A 14,684-nucleotide genomic window follows, 5' to 3' on the forward strand; every position below is an offset into this window, starting at 1 on the left:
TGCTGTGGCGTGACGCTGGTTTAACCTCGAGCGAAACTGTCATCGGCGCCGAATCTGACACGACGTCAGACCCGATTTTGCATCTTATTTTGCTTTAAGCGAGACCACCATGAAACGTACTTACCAACCTTCCGTCGTCCGTCGCAAGCGCACGCACGGCTTCCGCGCACGTATGGCTACCCGTGGTGGCCGTCAAGTCCTGAACGCTCGCCGCGCCAAGGGCCGCAAGCGTCTGGCTGTCTAAGCCACGCACCGCAGATCGATTGCGGTCGGTGATGACAGGCGAAGGTTCGCACGACTTCGCGCGCGCTCGGCGCATCGTTAAAACGGATGAATTTTCATCCGTTTTTCGTTTGCGGCCGACGCAAAAAACGGCGCACTTCGTGCTCTACACGCGTCCGAACGACCTGCCGCATGCGCGGCTGGGCGTCGTTGCGGCCAAGCGTTTCGCGCCGCGCGCCGTGACCCGCAATACGATCAAGCGCATGACGCGCGAGCTGTTCCGTACGAGCAGCCTGGCGCCGGTCGATTGCATCGTCCGCCTGTCGCGTCCCGTCAACGCCAAGGATGGCCCGGCCACCACGCGCGCCCTGAAGGCCGAGTTGAAGGTGGAACTGGCGCGCCTGTTCGCTTCCCAGAAGCCGCGCCCCGCACGGGCCAGCTCGCCATGAAGACGCTGCTCGTCTGGTTGCTTCGCGGCTACCAGCTGCTGCTGTCCCCGATGCTCGGGCCGCGTTGCCGGTTCTATCCCAGCTGTTCCAATTACGCAATCGAAGCGCTGCGCGTCCATGGCGCCGCACGCGGTTCCTGGCTGGCCGCGCGCCGCGTGGGCCGCTGCCATCCGTGGAACGCGGGTGGCGTCGACCCGGTGCCGCCGAAAGACGGCCCCAAGGAATCCCATTCAGCCGCTTGCGGTTGCAACCACTCCTGAAGACTCCAATGGAATTCAATAAACGTACTGTCCTGTGGATCGTGTTCGCCATCTCCCTGATTGTTCTCTGGAACAATTGGATGGTGGCTAACGGCAAGCAGTCGCTGTTCTCGCCGCAACCGCCGGCGCAAGTCGCTCAGCAGAATAAACCGGCGGACGTGCCGGCCGCGCCGCAGCCGGGCAGCAATGCCGTGCCGGGTACGCCAGCAGCAGCGGCGACCGCCGTTCCGGGCGCTCCGGCTGCTCCTGCCGCGCCAGTCAGCCAGATCGTCACCGTCACCACCGACGTGGTGAAAGTCGACATCGACTCGGTCGGCGGCGTCATCAAGCGCCTCGAGCTGCTGCACTATCCGGATCACTTCGACAAGACCAAGAACCAGGTCCTGTTCAATGTGAACGGCCCGAACGTCTACCTGGGCCAGACCGGCCTGATCGGCACCAGCGCCGCCGGCGTGCTGCCGAACCACACCACGCCGTTCACCGTCAAATCGGCGCAGACCACGCTGGGCGGCAACAACCAGGCGCAGGTCGTGCTGGAAGCCGAGCAGGGCGGCGTGCGCCTGACCAAGACGCTGACCTTCCGCAAGGGCGACTACCTGGTCGGCGTGCGTCATGACGTCACCAACATCAGCGCCGCGCCGATCCAGCCGTCGCTGTACCTGCAACTGCAGCACGACGGCAACAAGCCGGCCACCGATTCGTGGTTCATGCCGAGCTACACCGGCCCGACCCTGTACACCGACGCCGACAAGTACCAGAAGCTGACCTTCGAGGAAATCGAAAAGGGCAAGGCCGATCACTCGACCAAGGCGGATAACGGCTGGGTCGCGATCTCGCAGCACTTCTTCGTCTCGGCCTTCATCCCGGCCGACAAGGCGCCGCGCGACATCTTCACCAAGAAGATCGCCAACAACCTGTACGCGATCGGCACCGTGCAATCGCTGGGCAACGTGGCGCCCGGCGCGACCGTGTCGACCGACACCCGCCTGTATTCGGGTCCGCAGGACGAGCAGATCCTGGAAACCATCACCCCGGGCCTGGAGCTGGTGAAGGACTACGGCATGCTGACCGTGATCGCCAAGCCGATCTTCTGGGTGATGACCCAGCTGCACTCGATGCTGGGTAACTGGGGCTGGACCATCGTCGCCCTGACCATCCTGATCAAGCTGGCCTTCTTCCCGCTGTCGGCCGCCGGCTACCGCAGCATGGCCAAGATGCGCGTCGTGACGCCGAAGATGCAGGCGATCCGCGAACGCTACAAGAGCGATCCGGCCAAGATGCAGCAGGCCACCATGGAGCTGTACAAAACCGAGAAGATCAACCCGCTGGGCGGCTGCCTGCCGATCCTGGTGCAGATGCCGGTGTTCTTCGCCCTGTACTGGGTGCTGCAGGCCTCGGTCGAGATGCGCGGCGCGCCTTGGATCCTGTGGATCCAGGACCTGACCCAGCCCGACCCGTACTACATCCTGCCGGTGATCTACGCGGTGTCGATGTACATCACGACCAAGCTGAATCCGCAGCCGACCGATCCGGTGCAGGCCAAGATGATGCTGTTCATGCCGATCGCGTTCTCGGTGGTGTTCTTCTTCTTCCCATCTGGCCTGGTGCTGTACTGGGTGGTCAACAACATCCTGTCGATCGCCCAGCAATGGGTCATCACCCGCAAGTTCGAGACCGGCGCGGCCAAGTAATCCGCAGCTTCTCGTGAAAAGCCCGCGCTTTGAAAGCGCGGGCTTTTTGTTTTTGAAGATCCCGTATCCCTTACAATCGCTCCATGAAACTCGACACATCTCCCATCGCCGCCATCGCCACCGCCCCGGGCCGCGGCGGCATCGGCGTCGTGCGCGCCTCCGGCAAATCGCTCGCCTTCCTGGTCGACGCGCTGTTCCCCGGCGTGACCCTGGCGCCGCGCCACGCGACCTATATCCCGTTCAAGGCCGCCAATGGCGACATCATCGACGAGGGCCTGGCCATCTACTTCAAGGGACCGCATTCCTATACCGGCGAGGACGTGCTCGAACTGCAGGGCCACGGCGGCCCGGTGGTGCTGCAGATGCTGCTGGCGCGCGTGCTGGAAGCCGGGGCGCCGTCCGGCCTGCGCCTGGCCGAACCGGGCGAGTTTACGCGCCGTGCTTTTCTGAACGATAAACTCGACCTGGCCCAGGCCGAGGCGGTGGCCGACCTGATCGACGCCTCCACCGAAGCCGCCGCCAAGTCGGCCTCGCAGTCGCTGTCGGGCGCCTTCTCGCAAGTGGTGCACACCCTGGTCGACGGCACGATCAATCTGCGCATGCTGGTCGAGGCCACGCTCGACTTCCCGGAAGAAGAAATCGACTTCCTGGAAAAATCGAACGCGCGCGGCCAGTTGGCCGGCATCATCGAATCGCTGGAAAACGTGTTCCGCCAGGCGGCGCAGGGCGCGCTGCTGCGCGAAGGGCTGAACGTGGTGCTGGTCGGGCAACCCAACGTTGGCAAGTCCTCACTCCTGAACGCGTTGGCCGGGGCCGAGGTGGCGATCGTCACGCCGATCGCCGGCACTACGCGCGACAAGGTGAGCGAGACGATCCAGATCGAGGGCATCCCGCTGAACATCATCGACACCGCGGGCATCCGCGCAGTGAGCGAAGAGATCGACGTGGTCGAGCGCATCGGCATCGAGCGCACCTGGGGAGAGGTCGGCAAGGCCGACGTGATCCTGCACCTGCTGGACGCGAATCTCGGCCCGAGCGCGGCCGACGAGGCCATTGTCGCGGCCTTCCCGCCAAACGTGCCGGTGGTGCGCATCTGGAACAAGATCGACCTGTCGGGGCACAAGCCGTCGAAGGACGAGAGCGCCGACGCAGTTCACCTGTACCTGTCGGCGCACGAAAAGCTCGGCATCGACCTGCTGCGCGCCGAACTGCTGCGTATCGCCGGCTGGCAGCAGACCGGCGAATCGCTGTACCTGGCGCGCGAGCGTCACCTGATCGCGCTGCGCGCCGCGCGCGAACACCTGGAGCTGGCGCGCCAGCACGCGATGCAGGACGACCAGTCGCTCGACCTGTTTGCCGAGGAGTTGAGGTTGGCGCAGGACCATTTGTCGAGCATCACCGGGCAATTCACGCCGGACGATTTGCTGGGCGTGATCTTCAGCCGCTTCTGTATCGGAAAATAGAATGTGTTCCGAACTGTTCCGGTGGCTGCCGAAATCAGGTCTCTTCTCCTATGGGGTGCGCATTTTTGGTGCTTAAGCGTTCCAAAAATTTCCGCATGAATCCTGCAATCTTAGGTACACACTTTGGCATACGCTGCATGTACAATGCTCGGATTGTGTACCTAAGAGAGAGCCATGCCGCGTCAAGCAACACCACTGACTGATACGAAAATCAAAGCCCTGCGGTCTAGGCCGACCCGTTACCGGGTGAGCGACACAGGCGGGTTACTGCTAGAGGTGATGCCGAGCGGATCGAAGATTTGGCGATACCGTTATCAACTCCATGGCGTGCGTCACCCTGCATTAACTATTGGCAGCTATCCCGAAATTGGTCTGGCTGACGCCCGCAAGCAGCGGGATGAATGGGCTGCACTGGTGGCGCATGGCGATTCGCCAAAGAAGGCTGTTGCAGCATCCAAGGCAGAAAAGCTCAACACCGTTCAGGCTTTTGCTGAGGAGTGGTTTCGGGAGCAGATGAGTGACAAATCCGACAGCTACAGCCGCAACGTGGAGCGTGTGCTGAGGAAGGATGTTTTTCCCAAATTGGGGCGTATCCCCCTTGCCGAACTCACTCCCGCTGACGTGATGGGGTTGTGCGACCACATCAAGTCTCGCGGCTCTCCAAAGATGGCCTTGTTCTCCCGGAACGTGTTGAGGCGCATGTATGATTTTGCGATTGCGCGGCAGTTGGCAACAACCAATCCCGCCGCCGCTCTCGTCGCACGATTCATCGCAACGGAAGAAAGCAGAACGCGTGTGCTGGCTCCCAGCGAAATTGGCGTTGTGCTACGAGCCATCTACGCGTCGGACATTCGTCGCCCTTTAAAGATCGCTCTACATCTGTTGTTGATAACGATGGTACGTAAGGCTGAGCTTACGGAAGCCAGATGGGATGAATTTAATCTTGAGCAGGGGGTATGGGATGTGCCTGCCGAACGCATGAAGAAAGACAAGCCTCATCGGGTTTATTTGTCTAGCCAAGCGCTTGAACTTCTCCAAGAGCTTAAACAGCATTCTGGCCGTTCCGCGTTTCTATTCCCCTCGTCACGTGGGGATGGAGATCGTCCGATAAGCAAGAGTACGTTGAATCAAGCTGTCCGGGCACTCTCGCTGGATGTTCAGCATTTCGTGCTCCACGACTTTAGACGCACGGCTTCAACACATTTACATGAACAAGGACATTCCTCGGATGCCATCGAAAGAGCACTTGCGCATAAAATCTCTGGTATCAAAGGTGTCTATAACCGTGCTGAATACGCGGATCAGCGGCGACTCATATTGCAGGCATGGGCAGATTTCGTTCAGGTCCACTTTTCAGGTTCAAACGTAACCTCGATTTTTAAGCGAGCGTAGAATGCTCGATTCAATTACAGTGCTAAAGAAGGCGATATATAGTCTTAAAGAAGCCGCGAAGCTTACCTTCCAATCGATTGAGTTTTTGTTGCGGGAGGGCGCTAAAGGTGAAATTCCACTATACACGCCAATGCCTGAGCAACTGGTGTTGTTTAGTGTCGATTTCTCCGAACTTTTTCCTCCCTCGGAGGGATCATTTTATCATGCAATGATGACTGCGCCACCTTTGCCATTTCGCGTTCCCACGCCTCAACTTTTGGAACTTAGCAATACTACGTGTCGTGGGCTGCTGAACAATGGTGCTTCTCGTCAATCGGTTTTTAGCCGAGCAGTTGTTATTCGTGACGACGGTAATTTTGAAGCGATATCTACGTCATGTGCCGAGAAAAAAAAGAACAGATATTTGCTTGATGAGGGCGAGAGCCTTGTTCGGCTGCTTGCTTGTTATGAAATAGATTTTTCACCCAAGCTTGTCAATCGAAATCGTTTTTCGTATCCTCGGGACATTGAGGTAACACCTGATTCGACGTATGTTACTCGTCCGACACTGTTTAATCTGCTGAACCGTACTCCCGCGCTAGTATCCGCTTTCGAAGCGGATTTGCCCATTCCAGACGCCCAGCATATATCTGCGAAACTAGTTGGTTTGCGAAGGTTGCTTCTTGATCTATGGGAGGATCGAATAAATGAGGGGCGGCAACTTCCATCTAACGAAATTATTGCGGGAAAATTGAGATCGAAGTACGAATTCTCGAAAAATCTTGCCAATAAGGGGGCGATGCTTATCAAGCAGTCGCATATTGCATGGGATCAGGAGGAGAAGCGGGAAAAACTAATTGCTCCATATGTCGGGGCCTTAATTGCTTGCGCTGATCTGCACTGGCTAAATATCGATAGCCCTGATTATTATTCAAAAAATAAAGAAATGGTTGACTGGCTTGTAAGTAAGCATAAGTTTCCTGGATACTTAGCCGAAGCTGGTGTAGGGATTATACGACCTGAGACCGCTACGAAAGGTGGACGCCCCAGAGCGCTCCACCGTGCCCCCTAAGTAGTTATTTCTGCGCGGCACAGGGGCCGGGAAGAACGGGCTGTCTCAGTGGCTGGATTCAACCGTTTTCAACCGTTTGAGCTGTTTCCGCGTCCTCCATTCCGTCAACATGCGTTCATTCCAACCCAACCCCAAGAGGGCTAACAATGACCGCATCGTTCCATACTCCGCTTACCATCCTGCGACGCAAGCAGGTTGAGGCCCGTACTGGCCTCTCGCGCTCTACGATCTACGACAAAATCAACAGACGTTCTCCACGTTACGACCCGACATTCCCGACCCAAGTTAGGCTCAGCCGCGATGCTGTTGGCTGGATTGAGTCGGAAGTGGACGCGTGGATTGCCTCACGCATCCGAATGAGTCGCGCCTCTCGTTGATCAGCGCCAGCATCCTATCGTACGCGGCACAAGTTCCATTTTCTACTATACAAGTTACAAGTAGTAGGCACAAGTTACATAGCTTTGAACAAAAAGGCGGTGGGTTGCGCCAAGGCAAATATGCGTAACTGCACTTTAATGCTTTTTTAAATGTGATATGTGTTTGTAAAAATCTAGAGTGACGTAACTACGCATGTCAGACAGGGTTATTAATGCTGTTCTTGTCGTCGGTTACGATCCTTTTTTTTGGCCTATAACGCAATATCTTGAATGGTTGAATATTGGTTATTTGTATTATTAAGGAAAATTAAAAGATAAAAGAGTGATTGATAAGGATCGTAATGAGGAAGCATTGGAAAGCGCATTGCTAGAGCTTTCTATGGAAAATGTCTATAGGCAAATGGACATGGATGCAAATATATTCAAGGACAAGGATTTGGAAGTGCTTGGACGCAAGTACGAAAATTGTCTATGTAGAATAGAGAGGTTTGTCTCGGATGTAATTTCCACAGACGAGGTGGCATTTAAAATTGTTGAAGAATCGCATGGAAGACCAATTGCGACTCCATTGAGGCTAGGGAATTACATGTCGAGTTTTAACGGATATATCAATCAATACGACGAAAAATACGTATACAGCGAATTGGTGAACCTATTTTTTTCCACTTGTCAGGAAATGAGATTGACCTTTGATGTGTTCAAAGGAAGAAGTCAATTGATGCCAAATTCCAAATTCGAGGGCGAAGAGTTATTTAACGAATTCGTGGGTCAAATTAGAAGCGCGGCGGCAAGATCGGATTTCAAAAAAAAGCTGTATGCTAGAGAGTATAACTCGGTAAGAAATTTTGCAAGCGTCAAAGAGTACGTTAATGAGCTATTTGAAAAACATTCAAGATTGCTAGTCTTGCGAATTGATTTTGGCTACACTTTAGAGGCAGCGAAGGAGATTACTGCAGAGAAAGCCCATGCAGATCGCGAGAAATTTTTGAACAATAGGCGTTCAAATAAATTATTTGCATCGCTTTTGGGGTACGTATGGAAGCTTGAGTATGGCGAAGAGAAAGGTCATCATTTCCATTTTACCTTTTTTTACGATGGATCAGCAGTGCATAAAGACGCCTATTTAGGTAATAAAATTGGGAAATATTGGGTTGATCTTGTATCTGATAAAAGAGGACTATTTCACAATTGCAATGCGAGCAAAGGGAAATATAAACGCTGCGGTATTGGAATGATTAGCCATTTTGAGGTGGCAAAAAGAGAGAACTTATTGCTGGCGCTTCAATACCTTGCTAAAAAGGATCAGTACCTCAGAGTGAAGGGCAGTAATAGAGTATTTGGGAGGGGGGAAATGCCCCGGCAGCGAACGTGCGGGGCGGGGCGACCAAGAATAGAACGTTGAAATTAGATTTTTCGGACCACTTCTTCTGCACAGCGGATTGTACGGCCGCTGTGCCTTTTTATAAGAAAGAATAAGGGTTCAGTTTGGAAGCTTTCCTTCCTTACACCAAGCTTCCCACTCTCCTGTTTGGTCGTTCGTAACCATTGCATCCGCTCCCTGTTCTTTATGATACGCCGCTATCCATGCATCTACACATTGGGCGGGATTTGGAGCAGATGCAGCTGCAGCGTTAGGCGTTGTCTGTACAACTCCATCTTTGTATTCGGTGGATAGGATCAGTTTACCATCTGGGGAATAGCGCGATACTTTTCCGTCATACACGCCAGCCTTCAAATTTCCTTCGAAAATAAGTTTGCCGGTCGTCTCGTCAAATTGCTGTTCGAGTCCATCGCCAAGCCCATTCTTCCAGCTTGTGTTATGAACGACTTTACCAGTCTTCATGCCTCGAATCTCAGATTTTCCGTTTAGTTGACCATTGGAAAATTCTGCAAGCGCGATAACTTGGTCCTTCTTCTCGTAGCTGAAAACTGTCAATTCGCCATCGATCACGTTTTCCCTATAAGGAATTGAGAATATTGGCAGAGATCCCGGATTTTTCTTGCACAGCGCAGTGCCATCAAGATTCCCATCTTTAACCTTCACGTCACATAGGACCACGGGCGTGTTTGTACCGAGCATTGAACCCATGAAAACATTTCTTAGTTGATATTCGGAGTAGGCTCCAATGTTAAGCGAATCCATGAGCCTCATAAGCCGAAAAAGTTGTCCAGTCGGCAGTTTGCTCAGTGGAAGATTGGTAACGGTTCCTGAAAATCCATCGTTTGCTCCAGTTGCGTAAATTTTACCGTTCGAGATTTCGGCGTTGCGGAAATCAAGGGTCTTGTTTCCACAACCGACGAGAGTCGCCAAAGCAATTGTTGCGGCAGCCCATCCAATAAACCTAACTTGTTTTTTCATCTCATCCGATCCATCAATTTGTGTATGTGAACAGCGGCTTTGGGCGATACAGTCATCTGGGGGACGGGGCTCACCCGTTGCCGCGCACCTGCGGCAGTCTGAGCATGATAGCAAAATATTGCAGAGCGGAAAAATATGCTAAGGAGCGACTTGGGAGCTTTCTTAACATCGGTCGCACTGTTGCGGGACTCGATTACTGCGCCGCAGACCGATTCTGGACGTAGGGTTGTAACGGTGGCTCAGGGTGGATGGGGTTGCTTAAGCCTAAAGGTACACGCTTAGGTACACGCGGCCAATTTCAAGTTAAAGAAATGTGATAGATACTGGCTTTTGAGGTTTTTCACAAGCTTCTGTATCGGCAAGTAACGGTCAATAAGCTGCTGGCCGGCTCATGCTAGGCTTGGAACATGGATAAATACAAGCCACCTCATTCCTCCGCGCCAATGCGGCGTACGGTGTTCAGGCTGGCCGCCATCGCGGTCGGCGCCAGCCTGCTGGCCTCCTGCTCCAGCCTGATCGGCCCACGCCAGGTCGAGCTGCCGCTGCACAAGTTGCAGGCCGGCCTGGACAAGCGTTTCCCCGTCAACGAGCGCCTGCTGGAGCTGTTCGACGTCCAGCTCACCAGGCCGCAGCTGGCGATCCAGCCGGACCAGGACCGGGTCGCGCTGGCGGTCGAGGCCTCGGTCGCGCCGCCGTTCGCGCGCGCCTGGACCGGCAATATCGCGTTCTCCGGCCGCCTGTACGTCGACCCGGGCCGCGCCGCCGTCATGATGGCCGAGCCGCGCGTCGACAGCCTGCGGCTCGGCAACCCCGAAGCCGAGCGTCACCTGACCCGGGTCGCCAACGGCCTGATCGAGACCGTCGCGCGCGACATGCCGGTCTACACCTTCGAGCAGAAAGACCTGCGCTATGCGGGCGTGCAGTTCGTTCCTACGCGAATCCAGACCACGCGCACCGGCCTGGTCGTGACGCTCGAGCCGGCAAAATAAGCATGCGCACACAAGCGTGCACGCCGACAGTTGGCATTACACTACGATTTTTGGCGGTGCACTGTAGCTCGTGCAGCGACAAACGTTGCACGCATGTCAAATCGCTCCTCGTGAGCCAGCAGGGGATTGCACCCGCCTGGCATTGGGCGCACACTGATACGCAACGAAAGTCGTGATGGGTTCGCCTGTCGCGGCCCGGCTTGCGCTTTCTCATGCGCACGGAGTTCCGCTGAAGTAATCTTTCTCTGACTAAAGGCTGCCGTATCAGGGGGTGGATCTTGGAAACGACACACGAGAGTCTTCCGGACAGTGGGCTGCCAGCCGAGCCGCCGGTGGCCGTCTCAGTTGCCTCCACAGGCAGCATGCCGACCCGCGCCAGTCTTCCGGCCAAGGGCTCGTGCTGGTACTGCGAAAAGCCGCTCGACAGCGTGCGGCGCTTTTGCGGCAAGTCCTGCGCCGATTCCTTCGACGAAGAAGCCGAGTTCACGCGCTGACGGCTAGCGCCGGCCGGCCTGCTCCAGCAGCGCCAGTGCGTTTTCGAAATCGAAGCGCCTGAGCGCCGCGTCGAACGCCGCCACCTTCTCGCTTCCCATGCTCGCCAGCAGGCGCGGACGCAGCTGAACGGCCAGGTCCGGTGCGCGGCCATCGCCGATATCGAGCATGTCGCGCAGGCGCGCCAGGTCGTCCCGGGCGGCCGGCGACTTTGTCGGCACCGGCGTCGGCGCGAATGTCTGCGTTTCAGGCGCGGCCAGCAGCGCGTCGACTTCCGCCAGCACCCGCGCCAGCTCCTCGTCCAGCGCCGCGATCAGCGCCAGCGGCGCTGCGCCGCCGGCCTTCAGCGCCAGCTCGACCTCCAGCGCCAGCTGGCGCAGCCGGTTCGCCTCGATCATCCCGGCCGCGCCCTTGAGCGTGTGGGCGATGCGGTGGGCCAGCACGGCGTCGCCGGCATCCAGCGCCGCATGCAGGCGCGCCGCGAGGTCGCGGTAGTCGCCGGCGAAGCGTCCCAGCACGCGCAGGAACAGCGCGCGGTCATCCATCACCCGCGCCAATCCGGCCGCGAAGTCGATGGCCGATGCGGCGGCGCCGCCGCTGCGCCGCTCACCGCGTCGTGAACGACCAGGCGCGCGCAACCGCCACGCCATTGACCGTACCGGTGAAATTGACCTCGTAGGTGGTTGCCGCGCGCAGCGGGAGCACGGGGATGATGGAGGCCGCGGTCACGTTCCTGAGCGGATCGACACGCAGCACCTGCAGGTCGGCGCCGCCGCGCGGGCGCACCGTGAAGCTGCCGACCGCCAGCGTCGAGTCGAGATTGGTGTGCACGCTGATCGGATACCCCACCTCGTTGCGGTCGGGGACCGGGTCCGGCTCCTCGGTGTCGCTGAAGAAGTTGGGCGCGACCCCGGTCTGGCCGCTGAAGGGCCAGGTGACGATCGTGCCGCTCGCGATGCCGGGGCCATAGCCGCTGCGGCTGGCGAAATCGGCAGTGAAATAGTGGTAGCCGCGGCTGGCGCTGGCGGCGCCGGTGCCGATCTCGCGGAACATCGGCTCGAAGATCACGAAGCGGTGATAGATCGCCGTGATCAGTTCTTCGGTCATGAAGAAGCCCGAGCCGTTGTTGCTGCCGGAGATCACTTCGCCATAGGCGAAACCGCGCGTCCGATCCAGCGTGTAGCCGGCCGCGTTCAGGCGGTCACCCAGGGTGGCGCCGGTGAAGCCCTGGCGGCCCGGCTCCTGGTCGTGGCTCATCAGGTTGTTGATGCGCAGGTATTCGGAGTGCCCGAGCGCTGCATTGTCGATCTGCGCGTTCTGGGTCACCGTCGGCACGCCGGCCTGGGCGCGCCGATAATTAATCCAGTTGCGGCCATCGAGGACGATATTGCCGGTCAAGGTGGGGGCATTTGCGGCCGGGGCGGGCGCGGGCGCAGCGGGGCTTGGCGCGACCGCCAGGCCGCCACCGGCCTGGGGCGTCGGGCTGCTGCCGCCGCCGCCGCATGCACTCATGGCCAGGGCAGCGCCCAGGATCGCGGCGATCGACCGCCAGCGTGGCGTATAGCTCATCTTGCAACTCCTGTCAATACATAAGCGTGGGGCATCATTCTAGGCCAAAAACGACGATCGCGGCCGACGCTGCAACCATCGCGCAACACCCTTGGGAGCCACCCTGTAGAATAAGCCAACATTTTCCATGTCGAGTCGACCATTGAAGCTATCTAACCAGCAACGCCTCGCGCGCGCCAAGTTCGCCCTGCCCAGTTCCGTGACGCTGCTGTCGATCGCCTGCGGTTTCGCCAGCATCGTGATCTCGGTCGACAACGCACGCATTGGCGACCCGGACGACTTCCGCCTGGCCGCGATCCTGCTGGTGCTGGCCGGCGTGTTCGACGCGCTCGACGGTTTCGTGGCGCGCGCCACCAATACCCAGTCCAGCTTCGGCGTGCAGCTCGACTCGATCGCCGACGTGATGAACTTCGGCTGCGCGCCCGGACTGCTGCTGTACTGCTATGGCTTCACCCAGCTGGGCGACGTGCACCCGACCCTCGAGCGCATGGGCGGCCTGGCCTGCTTCGTGTTCGTCACCTGCGGCGCGCTGCGCCTGGCGCGTTTCAACATCAGCCATGGCCGCACCGACCCGCGCTACTTCGTCGGCATGCCGATCACCGCCGGCGCGGCCTGCGTCGCCTCGGTGGTGGTGGCCTGGCCCGATCCCGTCATCGCGGTGGCGCCGGCCTTCCTGGTGTGCGCGCTGATGGTCTGCGTCGGCGCGCTGATGGTGTCGACCATCCGCTTCCCCAGCTCCAAGCACCCGAAGGGCAAGGTGATGCTGGCGCTGCTGGGTGTATGCCTGGTGCTGCTGGCGCTGCTGCAGGAGCGCTTCTTCGTGCTGTTCTTCCTGATCTACGTGTGCGTGACCCTGCTGCTCAACATCGGCTGGAAGCTGGGCTGGCGCGGCGTCGCGCCGCCGAAGGTGTTCGAGGACTGATACCCGGCTCCCTGGCCCGATGTAGGGTGGGCGGGTTTCGCGCCCACGCGTTCAAGCGGGTCGTGCGTCGCCACGGTATTGCCGAGGTTTGAACGCGTGGACGGCATAGCCGTCCACCCCACCGGCGAGATGGCCTAAGCGTTTCGAGAACGCATCCTTGTCACGCGAACTTGTCGAGCATCGCCGCCAGGTGCGCGGCGCGGGCGCGCGCGTCTTCGAGGTCGGTGGCGTCGCCGGTCTGGGTCAGGATCGATGAGGTCAGTAATTGCACGAAGGAGCGGTCGAGCGCCTTGCGCGCCGCCGCCATCTGCTGCGCGACGGCGTCGCAATCCGACGGCGAGTCGGCCAGCGCGATCAGTTTCTGCACGCCGCGCAGCTGGCCCTCGATCCGGGCCAGGCGGTTCAGCAAGTCCTTCTTTTGCTGCGCGCTGAGGGCCTTGCCCTCGACGATCCGGAGCGGGCCCTCGACCATCTCAGGCCACCTCGTGTCCGCGCGCGGCGCGCAGGATGCGGAACCAGTCCTCGCGTTCGAGCTCGAAGCTGGCGCCCAGCACCGCCTCGCGGATCGCCGCGATGCGGCCGCTGCCGGTGAGCGGGATCGGCCGGCAGGGCAGGCGCATGATCCACGCGAACACCACGCTGCAGAACGGCTTGTCCATGCGCTCGGCCACGTCCTGGATGGCCTGGCGCAGCGCGGCGCCGCGTTCATCCTGCGCGCCGAACAGGCGGCCGCCGCCCAGCGGCGACCAGATCATCGGCGCGACGCCCAGGTCTTGCAGGCCGTCGAAGGTCTCGTCGAACATCGGTGCGGTGTGCAGGGGAGAGAACTCCACCTGGTTGGTGGCCAGCGGGATGCGGCGGTTCAGCGACTCGAACTGGTGGCGCGTGAAGTTCGACACGCCGAAGTGCAGGACCTTGCCGTCCTGTTTCAGGCGCGTGAAGGCCGCTGCGATCTCGTCGAATTCCATCAGCGGATCCGGACGGTGGATCAGCAGCAGGTCGAGGCGGTCGGTGCCCAGCTTGCGCAGCGACTCCTCGGCCGAGCGCATGATGTGGCTGGCGCTGGTGTCGTAGTGCTGGATCGTGTGGCCGGGATGCTTGTCCGATAAAAGCTTGATGCCGCACTTGCTCACCAGCTCCATGCGGTCGCGCAGCGACGGTTGCGCGCGCAGCGCTTCGCCGAACAGCTCCTCGACGCCGTAGTTGCCGTAGATGTCGGCATGGTCGAAGCTCGTCACGCCCAGCGCCAGGCACTGTTCGATGAAGTCGACCCGCGCCGCGACCGGCATGTCCCATTCGACCATGCGCCACATGCCGGCCACGATGCGCGACAGTTCGGGACCGCCTTCGCGCGTCGGAATGCGGGGGAAGAGAAGTTCGGCGGGCGCTTGCGGCATCGGGGGTCTTTCGTGATGACTGGATGGCATGATTATAGCGGCCCGAAGCCT

The 14,684-nt window shown here is 58.8% G+C and carries 17 protein-coding genes; 12 read left to right on the forward strand and 5 right to left on the reverse strand.

The window, feature by feature from the left end; genetic code table 11:
- Window positions 1-109: 109 nt before the first annotated feature.
- The 9 genes from rpmH (at window position 110) to J3U95_RS28750 (ending at window position 8,307) form a co-directional block, all read left to right on the forward strand.
- Window positions 110-244, forward strand: coding sequence for a 50S ribosomal protein L34 (gene rpmH, locus J3U95_RS15595; RefSeq protein WP_040378179.1), 135 nt, complete (start codon window positions 110-112; stop codon window positions 242-244).
- 31 nt (window positions 245-275) lie between these two features.
- Window positions 276-671, forward strand: coding sequence for a ribonuclease P protein component (rnpA, locus tag J3U95_RS15600; protein ID WP_208279567.1), 396 nt, complete (start codon window positions 276-278; stop codon window positions 669-671).
- Complete coding sequence (yidD, locus tag J3U95_RS15605) at window positions 668-931, forward strand: membrane protein insertion efficiency factor YidD (RefSeq protein ID WP_123067961.1); 264 nt, start codon at window positions 668-670, stop codon at window positions 929-931. The genes rnpA and yidD overlap by 4 nt, the downstream gene beginning before the upstream one ends.
- Before the next feature lie 8 nt (window positions 932-939).
- Window positions 940-2,622 carry a membrane protein insertase YidC gene (yidC, locus tag J3U95_RS15610; RefSeq protein ID WP_208279511.1) on the forward strand — a complete coding sequence of 561 codons (1,683 nt, stop codon included), beginning with the start codon at window positions 940-942 and terminating at the stop codon, window positions 2,620-2,622.
- Between the two features lie 83 nt (window positions 2,623-2,705).
- On the forward strand, window positions 2,706-4,085 hold the full coding sequence (gene mnmE / locus J3U95_RS15615) for a tRNA uridine-5-carboxymethylaminomethyl(34) synthesis GTPase MnmE (RefSeq protein WP_208279513.1): 1,380 nt from the start codon (window positions 2,706-2,708) through the stop codon (window positions 4,083-4,085).
- Window positions 4,086-4,259: 174 nt separating this feature from the next.
- A complete protein-coding gene (locus J3U95_RS15620; protein ID WP_208279515.1) occupies window positions 4,260-5,477 on the forward strand; it encodes a tyrosine-type recombinase/integrase in 1,218 nt (405 codons plus the stop codon).
- A 1-nt stretch (window position 5,478) separates the two neighbouring features.
- On the forward strand, window positions 5,479-6,528 hold the full coding sequence (locus J3U95_RS15625) for a hypothetical protein (RefSeq protein ID WP_208279516.1): 1,050 nt from the start codon (window positions 5,479-5,481) through the stop codon (window positions 6,526-6,528).
- Between the two features lie 146 nt (window positions 6,529-6,674).
- On the forward strand, window positions 6,675-6,905 hold the full coding sequence (locus J3U95_RS15630) for a helix-turn-helix transcriptional regulator (protein WP_208279517.1): 231 nt from the start codon (window positions 6,675-6,677) through the stop codon (window positions 6,903-6,905).
- Window positions 6,906-7,227: 322 nt separating this feature from the next.
- Window positions 7,228-8,307: a YagK/YfjJ domain-containing protein gene (locus tag J3U95_RS28750; protein WP_208279518.1), complete on the forward strand. Its 1,080-nt coding sequence runs from the start codon at window positions 7,228-7,230 to the stop codon at window positions 8,305-8,307.
- Window positions 8,308-8,385: 78 nt separating this feature from the next.
- Here the strand turns inward: J3U95_RS28750 and J3U95_RS15640 are convergent, their stop codons facing one another.
- Window positions 8,386-9,264, reverse strand: a complete 879-nt coding sequence (locus J3U95_RS15640; RefSeq protein WP_208279519.1) for a toxin-antitoxin system YwqK family antitoxin — start codon at window positions 9,262-9,264, stop codon at window positions 8,386-8,388.
- A gap of 407 nt (window positions 9,265-9,671) precedes the next feature.
- Here J3U95_RS15640 and J3U95_RS15645 point away from each other — a divergent pair, with 407 nt between their 5' ends.
- Both J3U95_RS15645 and J3U95_RS15650 read left to right on the forward strand, forming a co-directional pair.
- The gene (locus tag J3U95_RS15645; protein WP_208279520.1) at window positions 9,672-10,253 is read left to right on the forward strand and encodes a DUF1439 domain-containing protein; all 582 of its coding nucleotides are present in this window, start codon (window positions 9,672-9,674) and stop codon (window positions 10,251-10,253) included.
- 278 nt (window positions 10,254-10,531) lie between these two features.
- Window positions 10,532-10,747 (forward strand): hypothetical protein, encoded by a 216-nt coding sequence (locus J3U95_RS15650; RefSeq protein WP_109345944.1) that lies wholly within the window; start codon window positions 10,532-10,534, stop codon window positions 10,745-10,747.
- 3 nt (window positions 10,748-10,750) lie between these two features.
- On the opposite strand, the gene J3U95_RS15655 is transcribed toward J3U95_RS15650, so the two are convergent.
- Entirely contained in the window at window positions 10,751-11,395 is a 645-nt protein-coding gene (locus J3U95_RS15655; RefSeq protein ID WP_229519868.1) for an Hpt domain-containing protein, read from the reverse strand.
- The gene (locus J3U95_RS15660) at window positions 11,352-12,314 is read right to left on the reverse strand and encodes a CAP domain-containing protein (protein WP_208279521.1); all 963 of its coding nucleotides are present in this window, start codon (window positions 12,312-12,314) and stop codon (window positions 11,352-11,354) included. Before J3U95_RS15660 ends, J3U95_RS15655 begins: the two co-directional genes overlap by 44 nt.
- Before the next feature lie 142 nt (window positions 12,315-12,456).
- Here J3U95_RS15660 and pssA point away from each other — a divergent pair, with 142 nt between their 5' ends.
- On the forward strand, window positions 12,457-13,236 hold the full coding sequence (pssA, locus tag J3U95_RS15665) for a CDP-diacylglycerol--serine O-phosphatidyltransferase (protein WP_109345945.1): 780 nt from the start codon (window positions 12,457-12,459) through the stop codon (window positions 13,234-13,236).
- A gap of 160 nt (window positions 13,237-13,396) precedes the next feature.
- On the opposite strand, the gene J3U95_RS15670 is transcribed toward pssA, so the two are convergent.
- Together J3U95_RS15670 and J3U95_RS15675 are read right to left on the reverse strand one after the other, a co-directional pair.
- Window positions 13,397-13,708: a metal-sensitive transcriptional regulator gene (locus J3U95_RS15670; protein ID WP_123068602.1), complete on the reverse strand. Its 312-nt coding sequence runs from the start codon at window positions 13,706-13,708 to the stop codon at window positions 13,397-13,399.
- A 1-nt stretch (window position 13,709) separates the two neighbouring features.
- Window positions 13,710-14,633 (reverse strand): aldo/keto reductase, encoded by a 924-nt coding sequence (locus J3U95_RS15675; RefSeq protein WP_208279522.1) that lies wholly within the window; start codon window positions 14,631-14,633, stop codon window positions 13,710-13,712.
- Window positions 14,634-14,684 lie beyond the last annotated feature (51 nt).

Origin of the sequence: Massilia oculi, assembly GCF_017582745.1 — a bacterium.
In the GTDB taxonomy this organism is placed as follows: Bacteria; Pseudomonadota; Gammaproteobacteria; order Burkholderiales; family Burkholderiaceae_D; genus Telluria; species Telluria oculi_A.

What these genes read in the sequence shown, in the direction of transcription:
- rpmH (WP_040378179.1), top strand. Translation starts at nt 110, where the DNA reads ATGAAACGTACTTACCAACCTTCCGTCGTCCGTCGCAAGCGCACGCAC.
- rnpA (WP_208279567.1), top strand. Translation starts at nt 276, where the DNA reads ATGACAGGCGAAGGTTCGCACGACTTCGCGCGCGCTCGGCGCATCGTT.
- yidD (WP_123067961.1), top strand. Translation starts at nt 668, where the DNA reads ATGAAGACGCTGCTCGTCTGGTTGCTTCGCGGCTACCAGCTGCTGCTG.
- yidC (WP_208279511.1), top strand. Translation starts at nt 940, where the DNA reads ATGGAATTCAATAAACGTACTGTCCTGTGGATCGTGTTCGCCATCTCC.
- mnmE (WP_208279513.1), top strand. Translation starts at nt 2,706, where the DNA reads ATGAAACTCGACACATCTCCCATCGCCGCCATCGCCACCGCCCCGGGC.
- J3U95_RS15620 (WP_208279515.1), top strand. Translation starts at nt 4,260, where the DNA reads ATGCCGCGTCAAGCAACACCACTGACTGATACGAAAATCAAAGCCCTG.
- J3U95_RS15625 (WP_208279516.1), top strand. Translation starts at nt 5,479, where the DNA reads ATGCTCGATTCAATTACAGTGCTAAAGAAGGCGATATATAGTCTTAAA.
- J3U95_RS15630 (WP_208279517.1), top strand. Translation starts at nt 6,675, where the DNA reads ATGACCGCATCGTTCCATACTCCGCTTACCATCCTGCGACGCAAGCAG.
- J3U95_RS15640 (WP_208279519.1), bottom strand. Translation starts at nt 9,264, where the DNA reads ATGAAAAAACAAGTTAGGTTTATTGGATGGGCTGCCGCAACAATTGCT.
- J3U95_RS15645 (WP_208279520.1), top strand. Translation starts at nt 9,672, where the DNA reads ATGGATAAATACAAGCCACCTCATTCCTCCGCGCCAATGCGGCGTACG.
- J3U95_RS15655 (WP_229519868.1), bottom strand. Translation starts at nt 11,395, where the DNA reads ATGGCGTGGCGGTTGCGCGCGCCTGGTCGTTCACGACGCGGTGAGCGG.
- J3U95_RS15660 (WP_208279521.1), bottom strand. Translation starts at nt 12,314, where the DNA reads ATGAGCTATACGCCACGCTGGCGGTCGATCGCCGCGATCCTGGGCGCT.
- J3U95_RS15670 (WP_123068602.1), bottom strand. Translation starts at nt 13,708, where the DNA reads ATGGTCGAGGGCCCGCTCCGGATCGTCGAGGGCAAGGCCCTCAGCGCG.
- J3U95_RS15675 (WP_208279522.1), bottom strand. Translation starts at nt 14,633, where the DNA reads ATGCCGCAAGCGCCCGCCGAACTTCTCTTCCCCCGCATTCCGACGCGC.